The 23318-nt window shown below is 52.8% G+C and carries 19 protein-coding genes; 16 read left to right on the top strand and 3 right to left on the bottom strand.

The features are described 5' to 3' along the window. Positions 1 to 221 precede the first annotated feature (221 nt). The 3 genes from ACZ481_RS16640 to ACZ481_RS16630 all read left to right on the top strand — a co-directional run bounded on the left by ACZ481_RS16640 (position 222) and on the right by ACZ481_RS16630 (position 3357). Positions 222 to 1430, top strand: coding sequence for a divergent polysaccharide deacetylase family protein (locus ACZ481_RS16640; protein WP_464766470.1), 1209 nt, complete (start codon positions 222 to 224; stop codon positions 1428 to 1430). A 261-nt stretch (positions 1431 to 1691) separates the two neighbouring features. After that, entirely contained in the window at positions 1692 to 2180 is a 489-nt protein-coding gene (locus ACZ481_RS16635; RefSeq protein ID WP_464766469.1) for a MarR family winged helix-turn-helix transcriptional regulator, read from the top strand. Beyond that, a complete protein-coding gene (locus tag ACZ481_RS16630; RefSeq protein WP_464766468.1) occupies positions 2173 to 3357 on the top strand; it encodes an MFS transporter in 1185 nt (394 codons plus the stop codon). The genes ACZ481_RS16635 and ACZ481_RS16630 overlap by 8 nt, the downstream gene beginning before the upstream one ends. A gap of 22 nt (positions 3358 to 3379) precedes the next feature. On the opposite strand, the gene ACZ481_RS16625 is transcribed toward ACZ481_RS16630, so the two are convergent. The 3 genes from ACZ481_RS16625 to ACZ481_RS16615 form a co-directional block, all read right to left on the bottom strand. Beyond that, positions 3380 to 4207, bottom strand: coding sequence for a TIGR03915 family putative DNA repair protein (locus ACZ481_RS16625; RefSeq protein ID WP_464766467.1), 828 nt, complete (start codon positions 4205 to 4207; stop codon positions 3380 to 3382). Beyond that, positions 4191 to 5510, bottom strand: a complete 1320-nt coding sequence (locus tag ACZ481_RS16620; protein ID WP_464766466.1) for a putative DNA modification/repair radical SAM protein — start codon at positions 5508 to 5510, stop codon at positions 4191 to 4193. The genes ACZ481_RS16625 and ACZ481_RS16620 overlap by 17 nt, the downstream gene beginning before the upstream one ends. Positions 5511 to 5625: 115 nt before the next feature. After that, positions 5626 to 6558 (bottom strand): LysR substrate-binding domain-containing protein, encoded by a 933-nt coding sequence (locus ACZ481_RS16615; RefSeq protein WP_464766465.1) that lies wholly within the window; start codon positions 6556 to 6558, stop codon positions 5626 to 5628. 158 nt (positions 6559 to 6716) lie between these two features. Here ACZ481_RS16615 and yedE point away from each other — a divergent pair, with 158 nt between their 5' ends. The 13 genes from yedE to ACZ481_RS16550 all read left to right on the top strand — a co-directional run bounded on the left by yedE (position 6717) and on the right by ACZ481_RS16550 (position 23206). Next, entirely contained in the window at positions 6717 to 7787 is a 1071-nt protein-coding gene (gene yedE / locus ACZ481_RS16610) for a YedE family putative selenium transporter (RefSeq protein WP_464766464.1), read from the top strand. 6 nt (positions 7788 to 7793) lie between these two features. Then, entirely contained in the window at positions 7794 to 8003 is a 210-nt protein-coding gene (locus ACZ481_RS16605) for a sulfurtransferase TusA family protein (RefSeq protein WP_464766463.1), read from the top strand. Positions 8004 to 8041: 38 nt separating this feature from the next. Beyond that, entirely contained in the window at positions 8042 to 8278 is a 237-nt protein-coding gene (locus ACZ481_RS16600; RefSeq protein WP_464766462.1) for a putative Se/S carrier protein, read from the top strand. A gap of 125 nt (positions 8279 to 8403) precedes the next feature. Continuing rightward, positions 8404 to 10626 carry a DNA helicase PcrA gene (pcrA, locus tag ACZ481_RS16595; protein ID WP_464766461.1) on the top strand — a complete coding sequence of 741 codons (2223 nt, stop codon included), beginning with the start codon at positions 8404 to 8406 and terminating at the stop codon, positions 10624 to 10626. 25 nt (positions 10627 to 10651) lie between these two features. Continuing rightward, on the top strand, positions 10652 to 12679 hold the full coding sequence (gene ligA / locus ACZ481_RS16590; RefSeq protein WP_464766460.1) for an NAD-dependent DNA ligase LigA: 2028 nt from the start codon (positions 10652 to 10654) through the stop codon (positions 12677 to 12679). Positions 12680 to 12735: 56 nt separating this feature from the next. Beyond that, complete coding sequence (gatC, locus tag ACZ481_RS16585) at positions 12736 to 13026, top strand: Asp-tRNA(Asn)/Glu-tRNA(Gln) amidotransferase subunit GatC (RefSeq protein ID WP_464766459.1); 291 nt, start codon at positions 12736 to 12738, stop codon at positions 13024 to 13026. An 18-nt stretch (positions 13027 to 13044) separates the two neighbouring features. Then, positions 13045 to 14505 (top strand): Asp-tRNA(Asn)/Glu-tRNA(Gln) amidotransferase subunit GatA, encoded by a 1461-nt coding sequence (gene gatA, locus ACZ481_RS16580; RefSeq protein ID WP_464766458.1) that lies wholly within the window; start codon positions 13045 to 13047, stop codon positions 14503 to 14505. 4 nt (positions 14506 to 14509) lie between these two features. Continuing rightward, positions 14510 to 15952: an Asp-tRNA(Asn)/Glu-tRNA(Gln) amidotransferase subunit GatB gene (gene gatB, locus ACZ481_RS16575; protein WP_464766457.1), complete on the top strand. Its 1443-nt coding sequence runs from the start codon at positions 14510 to 14512 to the stop codon at positions 15950 to 15952. A 52-nt stretch (positions 15953 to 16004) separates the two neighbouring features. Beyond that, positions 16005 to 16742 (top strand): lysostaphin resistance A-like protein, encoded by a 738-nt coding sequence (locus tag ACZ481_RS16570; RefSeq protein ID WP_464766456.1) that lies wholly within the window; start codon positions 16005 to 16007, stop codon positions 16740 to 16742. A 203-nt stretch (positions 16743 to 16945) separates the two neighbouring features. Then, on the top strand, positions 16946 to 19366 hold the full coding sequence (locus ACZ481_RS16565) for a Lon protease family protein (protein WP_464766455.1): 2421 nt from the start codon (positions 16946 to 16948) through the stop codon (positions 19364 to 19366). Positions 19367 to 19451: 85 nt separating this feature from the next. Further along, complete coding sequence (gene rlmD / locus ACZ481_RS16560; RefSeq protein ID WP_464766454.1) at positions 19452 to 20840, top strand: 23S rRNA (uracil(1939)-C(5))-methyltransferase RlmD; 1389 nt, start codon at positions 19452 to 19454, stop codon at positions 20838 to 20840. A gap of 546 nt (positions 20841 to 21386) precedes the next feature. Further along, positions 21387 to 22346 carry a DUF4180 domain-containing protein gene (locus ACZ481_RS16555; protein ID WP_464766453.1) on the top strand — a complete coding sequence of 320 codons (960 nt, stop codon included), beginning with the start codon at positions 21387 to 21389 and terminating at the stop codon, positions 22344 to 22346. A 14-nt stretch (positions 22347 to 22360) separates the two neighbouring features. Further along, positions 22361 to 23206 carry an alpha/beta fold hydrolase gene (locus tag ACZ481_RS16550; protein WP_464766452.1) on the top strand — a complete coding sequence of 282 codons (846 nt, stop codon included), beginning with the start codon at positions 22361 to 22363 and terminating at the stop codon, positions 23204 to 23206. The last annotated feature ends 112 nt before the right edge of the window (positions 23207 to 23318 follow it).

The raw sequence follows: 23318 nt of genomic DNA, 5'->3' as shown, positions 1-23318 counted from the left end.
CCCATTGTATCTTTTTCCATTTTGTTTTCTTTATAACATGTTAGTCTTTGGCAGGGTATTATCCTTCTCTGGCATTTTAAGGGAGTATTAACTTTATGTTAAGTTTTTGTTAACGACGCTGCTGATAATAATCAACACCAGCTGGTAGACATAAGCAGTCACAAAACTATATAATTATACAGAGGCTGAAATGCAGGCAAACACATACGAGGAGAAATATTATGGCAAAAAAAAGCAATTATTTACAATGGATACTGGCGCTGGCGGCACTGATTATTGCCGCTGTCTATTATCAGGCCGGCAGTCCGCCGGCCCAGCCGCCGGCCGGCTATGAGCTGGAAAAAACCGGGGCCGGTGTGGTGCTTGATTTTACTGATGCCGCCAATAAAATTCATGCCGCTGTTGATACTGGCCTGAGCAGTGTCCAGGGGAAGACGGAGCTGCTGAAGGAAGCCGGTCAGGAGGTCCCGCGCCCAGGGGTTGAGGGGCTGATTCGCTGGCACAGCCGCAGTATGCTGATTACGGTGCCGTCCACACTGTCACCGGCAGCGGTGGAGCAGGCTTTAACCCCGCTGGCTGCTAATGCCGGCGGCCGGGTAATCGGCACCGAGCCGGATGTTCATAATGGGGCCCCGGTTGTGCGGATTGATGTTGGTATTAAGGATATGTTAAACAATGAGCCCCTGACCTTAGTAACTGACAGGATCTATGTTGCGCAGGCAAAAAGCCCGGCACCACAGACTAAGCCTAAGAGCAAGGCCCAAGCCGTTGTTGGCGAGATGGCTATTATAATTGATGATTTTGGTTATATCCGGGAACCCATTGCTGCCTATGCCAATATGGGGCGGCCAATCACTTTTGCCGTTTTACCTTACCGCCAGTATAGTACCGAGGCGGCATCGGCAGCTCTCAGCGCCGGCCATCTGGTGATGCTGCACCTGCCGCTGGAGCCGCTGTCGGCAACGGAAGAAACAGAGCCTACCGTTATTACCGTCAACATGACGGAGGCTGAGATTAAACAGACGGTGGAGAAGGCGATCGCCTCTATACCTGGCCTCAAAGGTGTCAACAACCATCAGGGATCAAAAGCAACTGCCGACAGGCAGGTAATGACAACCGTTTTAGGTGTTATTAAGGCCCATAATCTGTTTTTTATCGACAGCCGGACCAGCGCCAAAACGGTGGCGGCCGAGGTGTCAAGGCAGCTGGGGCTGCGAACCGGGGAAAACGAGCTGTTTTTGGATAATAGCTCAGACATTGAATTAATAAAAAAACAATTGCGGACAGCTATTGCTATGGCCCGGAGAAATGGCAGTGTAACGGTTATTGGCCATGCCCGGCCCAACTCGGTCATTGCCGTCCGGGAGATGATCCCGGAGATAGAAGCCGCCGGCGTCAGGCTGGTCTATGCCGATCAGTTAATCAGATAAGAAAAGGCATGGCCTGCAGCCAAGCCTGGAGGTTAATAGTTGTTCTGGCCTTTAGCGGCAGGGAAAATACTTTCTGATGATGTAAAAAAATGCACCCCGTTGCTGGCGGCGCTGTAGTAGCGGCTCGGCCTTAGCGGGGTGTACTTTTTATTGACAAAACAAAATAACCTGACTATACTTTAAAGTATTGGTTGCGCGCGCAATTTGTTAGTTGCGCGCGCAAATATGGAGTGTGTAAAAAGTCAGGGAAGGAGCTAACAGATGGGCAAATTATACAAATGGATTGCTATTACAGACCGCTTTAGCAAGATATATCTGGATAAAAAGTTTGAAGCACTGGGAATCAACACGAGTCAGCATATGTTTATTATCCATATCTGCGAGAATGAAGGCATTACGCAAGATAAGCTGTTGCCACTAGTGCATCTTAATAAAAGCAATATTACCCGGGGGTTGGCGAAGCTTGAAGAAAACGGGTTTATTTATAAAGAACCATGTGTAAAAGATAAGCGTACCGCCCGCTTATATTCTACTGCCAAGGCCAGGGCAATTTATCAGGAAATCATTGCCATTGAAAACCAGTGGTCAAATATGCTGACAAGCAAGCTCACCGGCGCGGAGAAGACTCTGCTGCTGCGGTTAATGCAAACAGCAGGCAAGACGGCAATCGAATGGGTAAGTGAATCTGAAGAAGAAAATGAATGTGGCCATAGCGGCTGTGGCGGCGGGGGAGAGGAAAAAGATGAGTGAATTTAGTTTGCTGTCAAGAAATTTTATCATGATATGTCTGTCCGGTTTTTTTTATTTTGGCAGTTTCTACCTGTTGCTGCCTACAATACCCCAGTTTGTGGCCAGCTTAGGGGGAACGACAAGCCAGATTGGGATTGTTGTAGGTATTTTTACCATGTCTTCGGTAATCCTGCGTCCCTATTTCGGCCAACAGGCAGATCGTCATGGCCGCAAAAAGCTGATGCTATTTGGGGCAGGGCTGTTTGCCCTGTTATTTACGCTTTATGGTCAGACGCAGACGATTATCCCCTTATATATACTGAGAATACTACACGGCATTGCCCATGGCAGTTATCTGGCAGCCGCGTTCGCTTATGTGGCTGATCTGGCCCCGCCTCAACGCCGCGGCGAGGTAATGGGCATATATGGCGTTGGCAATGTGATGGCGATGGCCTTATTCCCGGCCTGGGGCAGCATGATTATCGCGGGTACGCATGATTTTTCCCGTTTGTTTTTCTATTCAGTTATTACAGCCGGTGCTGCTTTGGCAGCTGCTTGCTGTGTCGATGAGATTAAACCGCCGGCAACGCGGCAGCAGGCGGTAAGCATCTGGGCTGTTGGCCGTCAACCGGCGGTGCTTGTTGCGTCGCTGACGTTTTTTACCGCTGCGACTGCCTATGGGGCGGTGATAACCTTTTTGCCTGTATACGCACCCTTGCAGGGGATAACCAATTTCGGCCTATTCTTTACCACCTATGCGATATTTACCTTAATCAGCCGGGTGATTGCCGGCAAATTATCTGATCGCTATGGCCGGAGAAAAGTAATTCTGCCCTTTTTAACCCTTTTGGCGGCGGCAACCTTTTTGCTGTCATTTTTGGATGATGTGTGGTTACTGGTGGTAATTGGCGGGTGCTTCGGCCTGGGGTTTGGGGCATTTATGCCGGCGCTGAATGCTTTTGTAGTCGACCGGACGCTGCCGCATGACCGGGCCAGTGCCCTGGCTTTTTTCACTGCCTTTATGGATGTGGGCATTACGGCCGGGGCCGTAATTCTGGGAATTGTCAGTGAGTATTGGGGTTATGGCACCATGTATAGTGTGGGCGGTATTATTGTGTGCCTGGGAATTGTATTATTTGCCCTTGGTACCAGGGAGGGCGAGCGGTCAAAAACGGCTCAGCCCGGTACCGGGCAATAAACCGCTGCGCATAATGAATTTATCAGGGCAATTTATCCTGTCCAGAGGTGCCCAATAAGGTCCCGCCGGCCGCAGGCAGCTGTGGCCAGGCTTTTTTTGGCCGGTCGCCGAACTCCGTCATGTACGTCCAGTACCGTTTGGGCATGTGGCTCAGGCGGCAGGTTGGATTATACCGCCCCTGGATCGCGATGGTATCGTAAAATAGCTGCCAGAGCTCGCGAAACTTCTGTTCCTCGGCATCGGCCGCAGGCAGCTCAAGCGAGTCGATCGGGATGACGGCAGACTGGTAGGGCTGGTATACCAGGCCCATGCCATGGGTCTTGTCATAAATTAAAAAGCGTTCTTCCGGATAGCGCTCACAAAAATGCTGCGTCAGCAGCGGCAATACATAATTTTTGGGTTCGATTTCGCCGACCAGGACGTTGTTAAAGATGGAAAAGCGCAGGAAGCCTTTGAACAAATGACTCTCCCGTTCCAAATGCTTTACCGCTTGGCAGAGTGTGCCCACCACGTTGTCGGTCAGCCTATTCATCACCGACGGGCCGTAACGGTAACCGAGCCGCAGGAAGAGCAGGATGGTTAACTCTTTTTGTTTAAGACAGGTTAAGAAGGCATGCTGGACAAAATTCAGCGCGGCCGGGCCCAGTTTTTGGGGAATAGAGGCCAATACCCGGCCGGCTTTTTGGCTGTCAGTTGGAATTTGTTTGGTGGCAAACAGCAGTGGCTGAGCGGCAGCCGTCATCTGGATAGCAAGGGGAATTTCTTTTTTTTCGTAGCTTTCAAAGACACAGCACAATAAACCGTCAAAGCTGCCGTCATAGCAGTAAATCAGATCAGACCCGGTCGGCATTGTTGTTAGCCTCCTGGAGTAAAGAAACCGGTGCCGGCTGGTGAAAGAGCGAGAGCTGTTCCGGCTGGCTGGAGAATTGCGAGTGATACAGTTCCAGCGTTTTGGCCGACAGCAAAGAGCGGAGCATGGCATTAGGGGTGATTTTTATGCCGCTGGCGGTTTTGCCGACGCAGGTGATAAAATACTGGGCCCGTTTGAGGACAACTCCCAGCTTTTTCAGGTTGTCAAAATGAAGGGAGGTTGTCCGGCGGGCTGTTACTATCCGCTGGGCGCTGGTTACGCCGATCCCCGGTACCCGCAGCAAATCACGGTAGGGAGCCCGGTTAATCTCCACCGGGAAGGAATCCATATGCCGAAGGGCCCAGTTGCATTTAGGGTCCAAATAAGGATTGAAGCTTTGATGCTGCTGATCAAGCAGCTCGCCGGCGGCAAAACCGTAAAACCTGAGCAGCCAGTCGGCCTGGTAAAGCCGGTGCTCGCGCCACAGCGGCGGGGTGGTATCCGGGGCGGGAAGGAGACTGTCCACTGCTACCGGCATATAGGCGGAGAAGAAAACCCGCTTCAATTTATATCTTCTGTACAGGTTTTCCGTGAGGTTTAAAATCTGATAATCGGTGTCGGCCGTAGCCCCGATAATCATCTGGGTGCTCTGGCCGGCGGGAACAAATTTGGGTGCCTGGCGGTACTTTACCAGCTCCCGCGAGTTCTCCCGGATCTGGTTCTGAATATAGTCCATGGGCGTAAAAATAGAATGCCTGGATTTGTCCGGCGCCAGCAGCTGCAAACTGTTTTGCGACGGCAGTTCGATATTCACGCTCATCCGGTCTGCCAGCAGACCGAGACGGGCAATGAGGGCACTGTCGGCGCCGGGAATCGCCTTGGCATGAATATAGCCGGCAAACCGGTATTCCTCGCGCAGGATGCGCAAGGTCTCGATAATCTGTTCGCTGGTGTAGTCCGGATTTTTCAGCACGCCTGAGCTTAAAAACAGGCCTTCAATATAATTGCGGCGGTAAAAGTTGATGGTCAGTTCAGCTAATTCCCGGGGCGTAAACGCGGTTCGCGGGGTGTCGTTGGAGCGGCGGTTAACGCAGTATTTGCAATCATAAACACAAATATTGGTCAGCAGCACTTTGAGCAGGGAAATGCAGCGTCCATCAGCGGAAAAGCTGTGGCAGATGCCGCAGGCGGCGGCACTGCCGATCCCGCCGGCTGAAGCTTTTTTATTCACTCCGCTTGAGGTGCAGGCCACATCGTATTTTGCTGCGTCGGTTAAGATTTTCAGTTTATCGAACACATCCACGTTCATCAGCTCCTTGCATGCCCTTATTATACCCGAGAACATATGTTCTAGTAAAGAGGGAGATAAATATTTTCGCAAGTAAAAGCAGCAGCTGATGGCAGGGGCGAAGGGTTCCTCAGGCAGTCGGGCCGGTCGGCGTTGGCAGGTGGTGAACCGGGCCGTTAGCCTGCCCGATAAGATACTGCCAGAAACGGTCCAGACAGGCCGGCAGCAGCGGTTGGCGGCAAACCGCATAAAACCGGCGTTCGATTACCGGTACCGGCAGCGACAGGGAGATTAATCGGCCGGACATAATCTCCGCCTCCACCGCCCAGGAAGAAATAAAACCTACGCCGATTTTATTCAGGATAGCCGCTTTTACCGCCTGATTGCTGCCGGCTTCCATAACCACAGTCAGCTCGTCCCGGTTGATGCCAAAGCGGGCTAGGGCATCCAGGGCCGAGCTGATTGTGCCTGATGATCTTTTGCGCAGAATAAACGGCAGCGGCAAAAGCCAGTTTTTTACCGGGCCATCACCGGTCACTGCCTGATAGTCCGGGTGGGCGACGAGCAGCAGTTCGTCTGCCCACAGCGGCTGGCTGACCAGGCTGTCATCCGGCTTGGTACCGACTACGGCAATAGGGAATTCACCCTGCCTGAACTTTGCCAGGATGGTATGACTGTCGCCGGTTATGAGCGATACGCTCAAGCCGGGGTTGCTTTGCAGGAACTGAGCCATTAGCGGCGGCAGGATATAATCGGCGGGGATTGTGCTGGCGCCGAGCAGTATTCGGCCGGCCGAACCCTGCGCCATGGCTTGAATTTCCTTGCGGGTAGCGGTAGTCAGGTCATTTATTATCCGGGTAGTCTGATACAGTCTTTCGCCATATATGGTTAAGGAAACACCTTTGGATGTCCGGAAGAACAAGGGGCAGCCAAAACTTTTTTCCAGGTTATCAATGTGAAAGGAGACGGTGGGCTGAGTGAGTTCCAGCCTTTTTGCCGCAGCAGAAAAACTTCCCTCTTCAGCAACATAGGAAAACACAGTTAAAGATTGGATATATGACATGCACTCACCTCAACTAGTTAGTATGGTGTTAATTTATTGTTAATAATTCGTAAGCCAAGATAAATTATCCTGTTAAAGCCTGGCAGGGGAGGAATATAATTGTTTATATATAATATATATGGTGGTATTAAAAATTTTCTGTATATGGGGTGAAGGAATTGAACTGGTTGATTATTGTCACAGGCGTAGTTTTTGGTCTCGGGGCGGTGCTGCTGGTCAAGTTTGGTAATCCCGGCAATTATGGTTTTTGCGCTGCCTGTCAATTGCGGGACATTGCCGGTGCCGTCGGGCTGCATAACACAACCACCCTGCAGTATGCCCGGCCTGAGATTCTGGGGTTCGTACTTGGTGCTTTCGGTCTGTCCCGCGCCGGCGGCGAGTTCAAAGCCAGGGGCGGCTCCAGCCCGCTCGTGCGCTTTGTGCTGGGAATGGCGATGATGCTGGGGGCGCTGGTGTTCTTAGGCTGTCCCCTGCGAGCCATCCTGCGGGTGGCCGGCGGCGATCTCAACGGCATCACAGCCCTGGCCGGCTTTATTACCGGTATTGGGGCCGGGATCCTATTTTTGAAGCGCGGTTTTAATCTGGGACGAGCCTATACCTATACGGGCGGCAGCCGGGTGACCGGTTATCTGGCTGCCGCAGCGGCCCTTATCCTGCTGCTTGGCGTAAGTCTGGAGGCGGGCTTTTTGCACTTCAGTGTTAACGGGCCAGGCTCTATGCATGCGCCAGTCATCCTGAGCCTGGGCGCCGGCCTGGCCGGTGGCGCCCTGGCCTGGCGGACCCGGATGTGCCTGAGCGGTGGTTTTCGTGATTTTATGCTGGCCGGGGATACCACGCTGCTTAAAATCTACGGGGTTATGTTCGCCGCCGCCCTCGCCGGCAACCTGTATTTCGGGTTCTTTAAGCTGGGCTTTGAGAACCAGCCGCTGGCTCATACCATGCATATCTGGAATTTCCTTGGTCTGTTCCTGACCGGTCTGGCAGCCACACTGGCGGGCGGTTGTCCCCTCCGGCAGCTGATACTGTCCGGCGAGGGCAGTACGGATGCGATATTTTGCGTGCTCGGCATGCTGGCCGGGGCCGGTATAGCCCATAATCTTAATGCGGCCGGCTCGGCAGCCGGTGTCGGCATCAACGGGCAGATTGCCGTCATAGCCGGTATCGCCGTAGTTGCCGGCATTGGCTGCCTGTTCAGGGAAAAACTTGTGCCGGCAGGTAAAGGAGTTTGATAAACTGTGGCGAATACTCTTGACGTACGGGGCCTAAGCTGCCCCCTGCCGCTGCTCAGGGCCCAAGCCGCGCTGGCGGCGGCTGACGGCAGTATCTGCATCCTGGCGGATGAGCCTGCGGCTAAAGAAAAAATAGTACAATATGCGAGGTCGCAGAAGCTGCAGGTTGAATGGGCTGAGGCCGGCGGTGAATATACTATTAACATATCCAAATAGCGGTCAATGATGTTGCCGGTTTTAGAAAGGGTAGATATATGCCTAGTTGTGTCATTACATTTCCGTCCGTCTATCACGCCTTCCGGGCGAAAAAAATTTTAAGAGAGAACGGCATCCTGGCCGAACTAATCCCGGTGCCGCGTGAACTGAGCGCATCCTGTGAAGGTCTGGCCGCCCAGGTTGCCGAGCACGAGATTGACAGGGCCATCGAGGTACTGGGGGCTAAAGGCATTGCCATGCTGCAAAAGGGTGTTAAGCTGATTCAGGCCTATTGAATGGAGCACAGGTCAATAGTAAACAGAGTCTGTACAACAGGCTCTTTTTTCTTTTCTTGACAGGAAAAAGGAAACAGATGGAGAAAATAAATATGTTTACCCTACTCGGATTGAGGGAGGATGCTATGAATAAAATTTTTGACCGCCTGAACCCGGCTCAGCAGGAAGCTGTCGCCCACACCAACGGACCGCTCCTGATTATGGCCGGCGCCGGTTCAGGCAAGACCAAGGTATTGACGAGCCGGATTGCCAACCTGCTGGCGCAGGGGGTGGCACCTTACAATATTCTTGCTATTACCTTTACCAATAAAGCCGCCGCCGAAATGAAGGAACGGGTAACCGCCATTGTCGGCCCGGCCGCCCGCGATATCTGGCTGAGTACCTTTCACGCCTTTTGTGCCAAATTCCTGCGGCGAGAGATTGAAAACCTGGGCGGATACAACCGCAATTTTGTTATTTATGATGCCAGCGAATCGCAGACCCTTGTCAAGAATTGCATCAGGGACCTGAATCTGGATGATAAGCAATTTACCCCCGGCGGCGTCCAGGCTACGATCTCGAATGCCAAAAATGGTCTGCTGGATGTACGGGAATTTACTACTCAGGCCGATAATTTCTATAACCTCAAGGTGGCCGAGGTGTACAAGCTGTATCAGGACAAACTCAGAGTACATAATGCCCTGGATTTTGACGATCTTTTGATGCTGTCGGTTGAATTGCTGGAATATAATGCCATGGTTCGGGAAAAATATCAGGATAAGTTCCATTATATTCTGATTGACGAATATCAGGACACGAACCGGGCCCAGTATCTGCTGGCCCGCACCCTGGCGGCCAAATACCGCAATCTGTGTGTTGTCGGCGATGTCGATCAGAGCATTTATGCCTGGCGGGGGGCAGATATTCAAAACATCCTGGATTTTGAAAAAGATTATCCTGAGGCCAAGGTCATTAAGCTGGAGCAAAACTACCGGTCGACCCAAACGATTCTGGACGCGGCCAATGCGGTTATCGAAAACAACTGCAACCGCAAAGCCAAGTCCCTGTGGACCGATAATCAGGCCGGCGATGCAATCACCCATTATCTGGCGATGGATGAACGGGACGAGGCCCGCCATATTGCCGATACGATCATTAAGCTCAATACGGTGTACCGCACACCGTATAAGGATATTGCCATCCTGTACCGGACTAACGCCCAGTCCCGGGCCATTGAGGAAGGTCTCCGCAACGGCGCGATCCCCTATACGATGGTGGGGGGGCTGCGCTTTTATGACCGCAAGGAAATAAAAGACATCATGGCCTATTTAAAGCTGGTATTTAATCCGGCCGATGCCATCAGCCTGCTGCGGATTATCAATGTGCCGCGCCGGGGGATTGGCGAGACCACCATCAGGCGTCTGGCCGATTATGCGGCCCGCAATGATGTGCCGCTGTTTGATGCCGTATCCAATCCGGACCTGGTTCCGGGCCTTACCGCCCGGGCTAAACATCAGCTGGAATCGTTAGCGGCCCTGATTTTCAACCTGATGGCCTGCCAGCATACCCTGTCTGTAGCCGATCTGCTGGAAAAAGTCATGCGCGATTCAGGCTATCTGACCGAACTGGAAACCGACAGCGACCCCCAGGCTGAGACCCGGATTGAGAACCTGAAAGAGCTCAAGAGTGATGCCAAAAAGTTTGCCGCAATTGAAGAGGACAACACCCTGGAGAATTTCCTGAGCCATGTAGCTTTGTTGACCGATACGGATAAAGCGGAAGCCAGTGATGATAAGGTTACGCTGATGACATTGCATTCGGCCAAGGGTCTGGAGTTTCCCACCGTATTCCTGGCTGGGCTGGAAGAGGGGATTTTCCCCCATGTCCGCACCCTGATGAATGAACAGGAAGTAGAGGAGGAACGCCGGCTGTGTTATGTCGGGATTACCCGGGCGGAGCGCAAGTTGTATATTTCCAATGCCAGACAGCGCATGATCTATGGCAATTCGGTATGCTACGCGCCGTCCCGCTTTTTGGATGAGATTCCACCGGCCTTGATTGAACGGTATGCGCCCCGGCGCCCCGTCTATCCGGTCTCGGGGCCAAGCCGTCCGGCGGCCGCCACCGTGATGCCGTCCCCGGCGCTGCCCAAGCCGGAACTGATTCTGCTCAAAGACCCGGTCCCGTCTGCGGCCAAGCCTGCCCCTACCGACTGGAAGCCGGGGGAAAAGGTTTATCACGCCAAGTGGGGCACCGGCACGGTGGTTGCCGTTACCGGCAGCGGCAGCAGCTTGCAGCTTAGTATTGCGTTTCCCAACGAAGGCATTAAAAAACTGCTGGCCCAAATGGCGCCAATCAGCAGGATATAATATACTCTTTTCGGGGGTTAATGATGTGAAGACAGAAATACCGGCCAGCCTGGCGGCCGCCGCGCAAACCATTGAAGAATTGAAAAAGACGCTTTATTACCACAGTCACCGTTATTATGTACTTGACAGCCCGGAAATCAGTGATGCTGAGTATGACCGGCTGCTCAGGCAGCTGATTGACGTCGAGACCGCCTATCCTTCACTCATAACGCCTGATTCACCCAGCCAGCGGGTGGGCGGCGCGCCGGCCGACGGGTTTGCGCGGGTCGCCCACCTGACCCCGATGTTTAGTCTGGGCAACGCTTTTTCCGTGGCCGAGCTGAAGAGTTTCGATGCCAGGGTCAGAAGCGGGCTTGACAGGGACGAGGTGGAATATGTTGTCGAGCTTAAGATAGATGGTTTGGCTATGAATCTGGTTTACGAAAACGGCCGGTTAGCCCGGGGGGCCACCAGGGGCGACGGCACTTATGGTGAGGACGTTACCACAAATATCCGCACTATCAGGTCGGTGCCGCTGGTTCTCCACCCTGACGACGGGGTGCCGCCGCTGCTGGAGGTGCGGGGCGAGGTGTTTTTGCCCAGGCGCGAGTTTGACCGTCTCAACAAGCTCCGGGAAACCGCCGGCGAAGCCCTGATGGCCAACCCCCGGAACGCAGCCGCCGGCTCCATCCGCCAGCTTGACCCCAAAATCACGGCCGGACGGGCACTGGATATCTTTATGCACGGCCTGGGGACCGAAGAGGGGCTGGGGGTGGCAACCCATGCGGCCATGCTGGAAAAGCTGCAGGCTCTGGGTTTCAAAATTAATCCTCACTACCGGCTGTTTACTAACATTGACGATGTGGCCGCCTATTGCGAAAGCTGGTCGGAAAAGCGGGTTGACCTGCCCTATGATATTGACGGCCTGGTGATTAAGGTCAACAGCCTTGCCAGCCAGCGTGCCCTGGGGACCACGGCCAAGGACCCGCGCTGGGCCATTGCCTATAAATTCCCGGCCGAGCAGGCTACTACGATTGTGGAGGATATCTTTGTCCGGGTCGGCCGTACCGGGGCGCTGACGCCAACCGCTGTGCTGCGGCCGGTGCGCCTGGCCGGCAGCACTGTCAGCCGGGCTACGCTCCACAATGCCGATTATATCGAAGAAAAAGACATCCGCATTGGTGATACGGTGATTGTCCATAAAGCCGGGGAGGTTATTCCCGAGGTGATAGCGGTTGTGACGAACCGCCGGACAGGCTGTGAGGCACCCTTCGTTATGCCGTCTGTCTGTCCGGAGTGCGGTCAGACGATTATGCGTGAGCCGGGCGAGGTGGCCCATAAGTGTGTCAATCCCCGCTGTCCGGCCCTGCTCCGGGAAGGGCTGATCCACTTTGTTTCCCGCGATGCCATGAACATCGACGGCCTGGGGCCGGCGGTCATTGCCAGTCTGCTCGCAGCAGGGCTGGTCCGGGATGCCGCCGATCTGTACAGCCTCCAGCCTGCAGCCCTGGCCGCTCTGGACCGGATGGGGGAAAAATCGGCTCAAAATCTGGTGGACGCCATTGAGGTCAGTAAAAAAGCCGGTTTAGCCCGCGCTCTCTTTGCCCTCGGCATTCGCTATGTCGGGGCTAAGGCCTCGGCGATTCTGGCCCGGCGGTACGGAGACATTGACAGGCTGGCGGCTGCCAGTGCGGAAGAACTGTTGACAATCGATGAAATCGGCCCCAAAATTGCGGAAAGCGCGGCCAGTTATTTTGCTAATCCTGCCAATCTGGCCTATATTGAAAAACTGAAAGCGGCCGGGATTAAGCTGACAGAAGAGACGCAGACGGCCAGCCAGGAGCTGGCCGGTAAAACCTTCGTCCTGACCGGTACGCTGTCGATGCCCCGGAAAGAGGCGGAAGAGCTTATTACCGCCTGCGGCGGCAAGGTGTCGTCGGCTGTCAGCAAAAAGACCAGTTATGTCGTTGCCGGTACTGAGGCCGGCAGCAAGCTTGACAAGGCAAAGGAGCTGGGCATTACGGTGCTGGATGAAGAACAGTTCCGGATGCTGGTGCAAAAGCCGCAGGCATGATATAATAACTGTTATTGAAAATATTGGCATGTTTTTGCCTTGAGGAAGGGGATTTTATGAAAATTGACCGCCAAGCTGTTGAGAATGTAGCCCTCCTGTCCCGACTGGAGATGGCACCTGAGGAATTGGACGCCTATGCCGTACAGCTTAACGCCATTTTAGAATATGCGGATATTTTAAATAAGCTTGATACCAAAGACGTCGAGCCGACCGCCCATGTGCTGCCGCTGAAAAATGTCATGCGTCCCGATGTGGTCAGGCCTTCGCTGCCGCAGGACCAGGCATTGGCTAATGCACCGGAGGCCGAGGACGGTTATTTTAAGGTGCCGAAGATCATGGAAGGGTAAGGATTGGAGGTCAAAACAGTGAAATTGTTTACACAAACAGCACATGCTCTGCATGAACTGCTGGTAAAAAAAGAAATATCGGCCGTTGAACTGGCCCGGGACGTATTTGCCAGAACCGATGCGGTTGAACCCAGCATACGCTCGTACATAACCGAGACCCGGGACCAGGCGCTGGCGCAGGCTGCCCAAGTCGACGCCCAAATCGCGCGGGGCGAGGCGATTGCGCCGCTGGCCGGCATCCCCGGGGCGCTGAAAGACAATATCTGCACCCGCGGGACCAAAACGACCTGTGCCTCTAAAATTCTGGCCAATTTTGTTCCCCCCTATGATGCCACGGTGGTAGACAAGCTGGCCGCCCAGGGGGCTGTGGTTACCGGCAAGGCCAACTGCGATGAGTTTGCCATGGGCGGTTCCACCGAAAACTCCGGTTTTTTTGTATCCCGCAATCCCTGGGACACGGAGCGGGTTCCCGGCGGCTCCAGCGGGGGCTCGGCTGCGGCGGTGGCCGCCGGCCAAGCCGTGTGGGCCCTGGGCTCCGATACGGGCGGGTCTATCCGTCAGCCGGCTGCCTATTGCGGCAATGTCGGCCTGAAGCCAACCTATGGCCGGGTTTCCCGCTACGGCCTGGTGGCCTATGCCTCGTCGCTGGATCAAATCGGTCCGATTACCCGGGATGTTACCGACTGCGCCCTGGTGCTGAATGCCATTGCCGGGCATGATGCCAAGGACTCGACTTCCATTCCTGGCGATGTCCCCGATTATACCCAGGCGCTGGTGAAGCAGGTCAAAGGTCTCCGGATCGGTCTGCCCAAAGAGTATTTTAGCGCCGGTATTCAGCCGGAGGTTGCGGCCGCGATTGAAAAGGCGGTTGATCAACTGCGGGGCCTGGGGGCTGAGGTGAAAGAAGTGTCCCTGCCGCACACCGAGTATGCCCTGCCGGCCTATTACCTGCTGGCCCCGGCCGAGGCCAGCTCCAATCTGGCCCGCTATGACGGTGTAGGCTTTGGCCACCGGGCGGCAGGCACCGATATTATCGACATGTATAAAAAAACCCGCAGTGAAGGCTTCGGACCGGAGGTAAAGCGCCGCATTATGCTGGGCACCTATGCCCTCAGCTCCGGTTATTATGATGCCTACTACCTGAAGGCCCTCCAGGTCCGGACCCTGGTCAAACAGGATTTTGATCAGGCCTTTACCGAGGTCGATGTGCTGGTTACGCCAACGGCGCCGACAACGGCCTTTAAAATCGGCGAACTCAGCGATCCCCTGGCGATGTACCTGCAGGATATCTTTACCATTCCGGTTAACCTGGCCGGCCTGCCGGGGATTTCCATCCCCTGCGGTTTTGTCCACGGCCTGCCGGTGGGTATGCAGATTATCGGCAAGCCGCTGGCTGAAGCTACCATTATCCAGGCGGCTTATGCCTTTGAACAGGCGAATGATTACCATACGCGTTTTGCGCCGCTGGGGGAGGTTTAAGGCCATGAAATATGAAACAGTCATTGGATTGGAAGTCCATTCTGAGTTAAAAACCCAATCGAAAATATTCTGCGGCTGCAGCACCCGCTTCGGCGCTGACCAGAATACCAATGTGTGCCCTGTTTGCCTGGGCTTGCCGGGCGTATTGCCGGTGATTAACGAAAAGGTGGTGGAGTTTGCCGTCCGGGCCGGCCTGGCGCTGAACTGCCAGATCCTGCCGTTCAGTAAATTTGACCGCAAAAACTACTATTACCCGGATTTGCCCAAGAACTATCAGACCTCACAGTATGATCTGCCGATAGCCGTTAACGGTTACCTGGATATTGAGGTCAATGGCGAGACCAAGCGCATCGGCATTACCCGCGTCCATATGGAGGAAGATGCAGGCAAGCTGGTCCATTCAGGCACAATCAGCAACAGCGAATACGCTTTGGTCGATTATAACCGTACCGGCGTGCCGTTGATCGAGATTGTCTCCGAGCCGGACCTGCGCTCCCCGGAGGAAGCCAAGGCTTATCTGGAGAAAATGAAGGCCATCCTGCAATATATTGATGTCTCGGACTGCAAAATGGAAGAAGGCAGCCTGCGGTGCGATGCCAACATCTCGCTGCGGCCGGCCGGCACCGAGCCTTTTGGCACCAAGGCCGAGCTCAAGAACCTTAATTCGTTCCGGTCCGTGCAGCGAGGCCTCGAATATGAGGTGGAACGGCAGACCGAGCTGTTGACAGAAGGCGGCCGTGTAATCCAGGAGACCCGTTCCTGGGATGAAAATAAGGGCATAACCCTGTCAATGCGCAGCAAGGAACAGGCCCATGATTACCGCTATTTCCCGGAGCCGGAGCTTGTTCCCATCGTCGTCGACCCGGCCTGGGTCGAGAGTGTCCGGGCCAGCCTGCCCGAGCTGCCCGATGCCCGTAAAGCCAGGCTGATGGCCGCATATGGCCTGTCGGCGTATGATGCCGAAACCATCACCGCCAGCCGGGCTATGGCGGATTATTATGATGCCACTGTTAAGGCCGGGGCCGATGCCAAGGCAGCCGCCAACTGGCTGATGGGTGATGTCTCTAAGCACCTTAATGCCGCCGGCAAGTCCGCTGCCGATTGCCCGGTGGTGCCGGCCCAGTTAGCCGCATTGATTGCCCTGATTGCCAAAGGCACGATTTCCGGCAAGATTGCCAAAACCGTGTTTGAAGGCATGTGGGACAGCGGCAAGGACGCCGCGGTCATTGTCAAAGAGCAGGGGCTTGTGCAAATCAGCGACGAAGGTGCCATCGTGTCTATCGTTGACGGTGTGATTGCCGCCAATCCCCAGTCGGTAACTGATTTTAAAGCCGGCAAAGAAAAAGCGATCGGCTTTTTGGTCGGCCAGGTTATGAAGCAAAGTAAAGGCCGCGCCAATCCTGAACTTGTCAACAAACTGTTAAAAGAGCGGCTGGCTTTATTGTAAGGCAAGCATAAATTGCCAGACAGGACGCGGTTTTCCGCGTCCTGTTTTTTGCATGAAAGCCTGTTTGACCGCGCATAATGGTAGTATTGATAACGCCGAAAAAGAGGTTATTATCATGCTGAAAGCTACCTGGGATCTACGGGCCGTGCTCGCTGTGCATGTCCTGCGTCTGGCAGCCGGCATCCTGATTGTGCGGCTGGTATATCCGCTTTTTTTTACGGCAAGTCCCTGGGTTATCGAACTGACCGACCGCCTGATCGTATTGGCGTTAGTGGTGTGGAAAGTCCGCGATACTAAAGGCGACCTGGCCAAGCTGGGACTTTCGTTCCGCAACTGGGGGCGCAATGTCGGCAAAGGCCTGGCCGGTGGACTGGTGCTGCTCATGATCAGTCTGTACAGTGAACGCGTGTACACCACGATGCTGCTGGTAGCACCGGCTCAGCATCCGATTGTGACCGAGGTGCAGGCTGCAATATCCTGGCAGCAGTTGATCATGCCCTTGTTTCTGGCCGGTATTGCCGCCCCGGTCACGGAAGAGGTTCTGTATCGCCTGTTTACCTTTCTGCCGCTGAAAGATAAATGGGGTTTGTGGGGCGGCGCCTTGCTCAGTGCCGCAATTTTTGCCCTGTTTCATTTTAATGCTTATTGGCTTGTGGAGATGATTATCGTTGGTATTGGGTTCGCCCTGCTGTATGTTTGGACAGGGTCGCTGCTCACTGCCATTACGGCCCATTCTTTCATTAATACCAGTAAAATATTCATGATGTATATGGGTATGTCGCTCCTGTAGCAGGATTTTGCCGGCAGCCGCTAGAAAACTTTTATGTGGTAATTTTTGCATAGAGCAATCTTCGCAGTGCTGCCAATGTGTGTCGCTTCACCTGCCAATCGAAAGCCAGCAGTCTGCAGGGCCGCGTTCAGCATCAGTCAGCGCTGAAGCAGGCCTGCGGTACAAATGCTGGGTAAATGAAAACAAAGGGAGGACTTATTTTCATGACCATAAGTCAGGAATTGCCGGTCGAAAAACTCCGCTTTACCTGTGATGACAGCGTGTTTAACTTTACTACCACCGAGACAGTAGCGCCACTGGAGGTCATGATTGGACAGGAACGGGCAGTAAAAGCCGTTGAGTTCGGTTTGTTTACCAAAAACCCCGGCTATAATATTTTTATCTCGGGGTTAGTCGGCACCGGCAAGATTACCTATGCCGAAGCGGCAGTCAGAAAAGTGGCCAGTCAACAGGAGCTTCCCTACGACTGGTGTTATGTGAATAATCTGGAGAGCCCCGGTCAGCCGATTGCGCTGGCGCTGCCGGCCGGCGTTGGCCAGGTTTTCAAGCAGGATATGCAGGAGCTTGTTGAAAATCTGAAAACCGATATTCCCAAGGTATTTAGCAGCGAAGACTATGAGCAGGCGAAAGCCGGCTTGTTAAAGCAGTATCAGGAGCAGCGCTCGGTGATGGTGGAGGAGTTTACCCAGTATGCCGAAACGCAGGGCATTTCCCCCCAATGGAGTTCAACCGGCTTTGTCGGCCTGCCGATGGTGGATGGCAAAGCGCTGGCGCCGGAGGAGTTTCAGAAACTGGAGAAAGAACAGCGGGAAGCGATTGAAAAAAATTTGTTTGCAGTCCATGAAAAAGGCATGGAGGTTGTACGCCGGATTCAGTTGCTGGAACGGGAAACCCGGGAAGAAATGAAACAGCTGGACCGCAAAGTCGGCCTGTTTGTTGCCGGCCATCTGATTGACGAGCTGAAGGAGAAGTATGACGGCCACCAAACGGTTGTCGATTATCTGGAAGCCATCAGGCAGGACGTATCGAAAAACATTAATGAATTCAAGCCCCAGCCGGAAGAGGACAACAACCCCCTGGCTATTTTTAAGCGGCCGGCCCAGGATGCAAAAGATAAATATAATGTCAATCTGCTGGTAGAACACCGGGAACCGCAGGGAGCACCGGTTGTCGTTGAGATCAACCCCACCTACTATAACCTGGTGGGCCGGGCCGAATACGAAACCCGGATGGGGGTTGTCAGCACCGACTATACCATGATTAAGCCCGGGGCTTTGCATAAAGCCAATGGCGGTTACTTAATCCTGAATGCCCGCGACGTATTGACCAATGTCGGGGCCTGGGATGCCTTAAAACGGGTGCTTAAGACCAAGAAACTCCAAATTGAAAACCTGGGCGAGCAATATGGCGTGCTGGCCATGGCCTCGCTGAAACCGGAACCCATCCCGATTAATGTCAAGGTCGTATTGATCGGCAATCCCTATATCTATCAGCTGCTGTACAACTATGACGAGGATTTCCGCAAGCTGTTCAAGGCTCATGCCGATTTTGACGTGATTATGGAGAACAACCCTGTCAATATTCAGAAGCTGGCCGGGTTTATCAGTTCCACTGTCAGCCGGGAGAAGCTCAAGCATTTCGACCGTTCCGCCGTTGCCCGGATTGTTGAATACAGCTCCCGCCTGACGGGCTCGCAAAATAAGCTGACAACCAGGTTCAATGATATTGTTGAGATCCTGTGTGAAGCCGATGTCTGGGCCACGATGGACAACAGTGAAATTGTTACTGCCGGCCATATTAAAAAAGCGATTGAAGAGAAGCGCTACCGGGCGAACAAGTATGAAGAACGCCTGCAGGAGATGTTTGCCGAAGGGCAGCTCCTGATTGACACCGCGGGCGAAAAAACAGGGCAGGTCAACGGCTTGGCCGTCCTGTCTGTCGGCGAGTATATGTTTGGCAAACCGTCCCGTATCACTGCCAACACCTATCTGGGGAAAAGCGGGATTATTAATATCGAACGGGAGACCAAAACCAGCGGGACAAGCCATACCAAAGGCGTGCTGATCCTCAGTGGCTATCTTGGCCAGAAATACGCCCAGCAATACCCGCTGACCCTGACCGCCAGCCTCACCTTCGAACAATTGTATGACGGCGTCGACGGCGACAGTGCCTCAAGCACCGAACTGTATGCCATCCTGTCCAGTGTGGCCGATGTGCCGATTAAGCAGGATATCGCCGTCACCGGTTCAGTCAACCAGAAGGGTGAGATTCAGCCCATCGGCGGCGCGACGGAAAAGATTGAAGGCTTCTTCGCGGTCTGCAAGCTGAAAGGCCTGACAGGCCGGCAGGGGGTAATGATTCCCCATCAGAATGTCAGCAACCTGGCCTTAAATGACGAGGTGGTCGAGGCTGTGCGGCAGGGCCGGTTCCACATTTATCCGGTCGCAACCATTGATCAGGGCATTGAGATCCTGACAGGCATCCCAGCCGGTGAGGCCGGCCCTGACGGCACTTACCCTGACGGCACAATCAACGCCCGCGTCAGCCGGAAGCTGAAGGAATACACGGAGACCCTGATCAAACTGGGGAAGGCGGCAGAGGATAAGGCAAACAAGGAAAGTTAATAGCTTTCTCCAGGCAAAAACTGATTGAGCACAGAGGGCGGAATCTCCGCCCTCTGTTTAAATAGCAAAGAAAAGGTGACAGTTTGTGGCAAACAAGAAATCAGCAATCCCCCTGACAACAGGACAAAGCTATAGCATTGAAATTACCGGCCTTGGCCATAGCGGGGAGGGGGTAGGCCGTTATCAGGGCTTTACCGTCTTTGTACCGCACGCCTTGCCGGGAGAAAGTGTGACAGCGGTGATTACGACTGTCAAAAAGACCCATGCGGTTGGCCGGCTGGCAACTGTCCATACCCCGTCACCGCACCGGGTTCGTCCGGAATGCACCATCTACAGCCAATGCGGCGGCTGCCAGCTGCAGCATATCAGCTATGAAGAACAATTACAACATAAACGGCAGCAGGTGGTGGATGCGGTTACCCGGATCGGCAAGCTGACCGGGGTGGCCGTTCATCCGACCCTGGGAGCGGACACTCCCTGGCATTACCGCAATAAGATGCAGTTTCCGGTGGGACAGCAGAACGGCAAGCTGGTGGTCGGCTGCTATGCCCAGGGCAGCCATCATATTATTGATACCGATAACTGCCTGATCCAGCATCAGGCCAATAACGATATTATCCGGGTAGCCCGGTCAGTCATACATGAACTTGGCATTGAGCCTTATGATGAGCATACGGGCCGGGGCATTATCCGCCATATACTGGGGCGGGTGGGCACGGCTACCGGCGAGGTGATGGTTGTACTGGTAACGGCCACAGACCACCTGCCGCACCGTAAAGAGATTGTGGAACAACTGCGCGGCCGGCTGACAGGCCTTGTCAGTATTGTCCAGAATGTCAATTCCCAGCGCACCAATATCATCATGGGCCAGAAAACGGTTACCCTCTGGGGCCGGGATACGATTACCGACAGGCTGGGCGAGTTTCGCTTTGCTATCTCCGCCCGGTCGTTTTTTCAGGTCAACACCGCCCAGGCGGAAGTGCTGTATGAGCAGGCTGTTAAATACGCCGGGTTGACCGGTACGGAAACCGTGATTGACGCGTACTGCGGTACAGGCACAATCACTCTGTTTCTCGCCCGCCAGGCCGCCCGGGTATATGGCATCGAAATTGTCGAACCGGCTATCCTGGATGCCCGCCAGAATGCCGTGAACAATCAGGTGACTAATGTGGAGTTTATGGTTGGTGATACGATTGACGTGATGCCGCGCCTGTTTAAAGAAGGCGTTCGGCCTGACGTCATCGTTGTCGACCCGCCCCGCGCCGGCTGTGAGCAGCCGGTACTGGAGACGTTTGCGCGCATGGAGCCCAGCCGCATTGTCTACGTATCCTGCAACCCGGCTTCGCTGGCCCGGGATCTGGCCGTTTTGGACGAATTGGGGTATGAGACCAGGGAGATTCAGCCGGTTGATTTGTTCCCGATGACTTTTCACGTGGAGTGTACAGTTTGGCTGAAAAGAAAACACAGCCTGTGAAGCCAGGCGGGGCCTGGGTTTACGGGCTGTGGGAAAATATGGTTTATCTTTCCGCAGACAAAGGAAGAAAACATTAGGTTGATTTTGGGCCTGCTGTTTCGGCTGGCGCAATTTTTAGTCCTTCCCAGTACGATATAATTTACTTGTACAGATATAATAGTATGACAGCACCGTCAACCATATCAGACGGTGCTGTTCATTTTATCGGTTATGGTGATGTGCTGCGGCAGCTTTGCCCTTGCACTATGGAAACTTAAAGGGGAATGATGGATTGAGTATTGTTTGCGGTCTTGTAACCATAGCTGGATCAGTTCTCTCTGCTTAAAAGCTGGAACAATGTGCATCTGCTATTCCCGTGAGGGTGAACCCTCTCAGGGCATCCCCTATTTGAACGACGGTTGGTGTTTGGAAACATTTTTTTCTGGAATGTCAAAATATCAACTGTCGGTTTCTTTGTGCAGTTTTAGAATCAAAAATTTTATTGATTACATAAATAACATATGTTATTATTAACATATGTTATAGAAAAAAATAAGGGGGGTTTTTATGTCATTAAACCATGTGATTCTGGGACTCTTAAACCGAGAACCATTGACTGGATATGAAATGAAAAAAATAATTCAAAATACACCGTTTATGTATTGGTCTGGAAACAATAACCAGATATATAAAGCATTTGTTGAATTATTGGACGAAGGCTTTGTTACAAAAGAGGTGCAGCACCAAGATGGCTCACCGACCAAAAATATCTACACAATCACCGATGACGGCATAAACGAGTTTAACAACTGGCTGCTTTCCGTGACCGATGTACCGGTTTTCAAAAAGCAGTTTCTGATCAAACTAGCTTTGGCTAATCAATTAAAACGTGGTGATTTGGATAATATGCTGACTTCTTATGCAGATGCAGTTAAGATGCAAGCTGTTTTGTCTGAAAGAGACCTCGATCAATGCTATTTTGCTGGACAAGAGCCTTCCGACGAGTCCTTCTTCGTAGATTTAATACGAGAAAATGTGCGATCCTTTTATTCCAGCGAACTTGCGTGGATTCAAAAGGTGAAAGAATTTATTAGGTGGCTGCCGGATGAGAGAAACATTACGAAGCAAACTATCATACAAACAGAAAACAATGAGGTGGAAGCAACAATGAATTATCAAATAATGGAAAGTCAAGGAAAAAGATATCTCTATCTTACAAGCAGTGGCTCTTTAATCCATAAGGAGCAAGATGCGCTGGACATCATTTCACTTTGTGCTGAACATGACACGAACGCAGTCGTTCTGGACGGCGATATCCTTTCAGATGATTTCGTAAAGTTAAGGACAGGACTTGCCGGCGCCGTGCTACAGAAGCTTGGTAACTATAATATCAAAGCGGCGGTAGCCATAAAAGGCGGGCAGAATTTTCCTGCGCGTTTTCAGGAAATGGTTTCCGAACATAGCACTGGAAACACATTTCGCATATTTACCAATTTGGATGATGCCGTAAGCTGGCTGTTAGTATAGAGGAGGAATTTAAAATGGCAAATACATTTGCCTTTAAAACGACCGAAGGTAAGAACGCTGTATACAAAGCGTATGATGCTTTCCTTGGCAACATGAGAGTTCCCCATGAAGAAGTCCATGTTGACACTCGCTTTGGGAAGGCTTTTGTGATAGCGGCAGGTAAAGAAGATGCGCCCGTTTTGGTACTGCTTCACGGTAGCGGTATAAATTCAGTCATGTGGATCGAGGACATGGAAAAGTATTCCGAGCATTACAGGGTATATGCTGTTGATTTACAAGGCGAACCCGGCAAAAGCGATGATCAGCAATTACCCTTTGAAGGCTCTGATTTTGAAAATTGGCTTCACGATGTATTTGTGGGACTGTCCATCGAAAAAGCCAGTATAGTCGGAATCTCGTTGGGAGCATGGATAGCGCTAAAGTTTGCGATAGCTAATCCCCAAATGGTCGATAAACTTGTTCTGTTATGCCCAGCCGGTGTTGGCACGCCAAAAACTTCCTTTACGTATGTGTCTTTATTCCATATGCTGCTTTTGGGTGAAAAAGGCGTTGAGCGGCTGTATCGTAAAGTGAATGGAGGCAAACCCATACCACAGGTCATGATGGATTATCAAAAACTAATTGGACAAAACTTCAATTTTAGACGGGAGCAAATTCCGCTTTTTTCAGATGCCGAACTAACGCAATTGACTATGCCGTCCATTTTATTTGTGGGACAGAAAGATGTCATGTTTCACTCGCTAAAAACAGCACAACGCTATAGAAACCTTGTGCCTAATGCAAAAGTCACCGTGTTGCAGGAAGCGGGTCATACGCTTATCGGTTTAGTGGATGATATATTAGTGTTTTTGCGGCATTAAGATGACCAGTCTTGCTCCCTGCCTATCAAGAAAGCGCCGGCTAAGGTGGTTTTGATGACCATCTTAGCCGACTTTATTTCCATTCAAGCTAGCAGAAATTACCAAGCCTGTC

The sequence above is a fragment of the Sporomusa intestinalis genome, from assembly GCF_055383785.1.
This window is presented reverse-complemented; position numbering and strand designations above follow the sequence as displayed.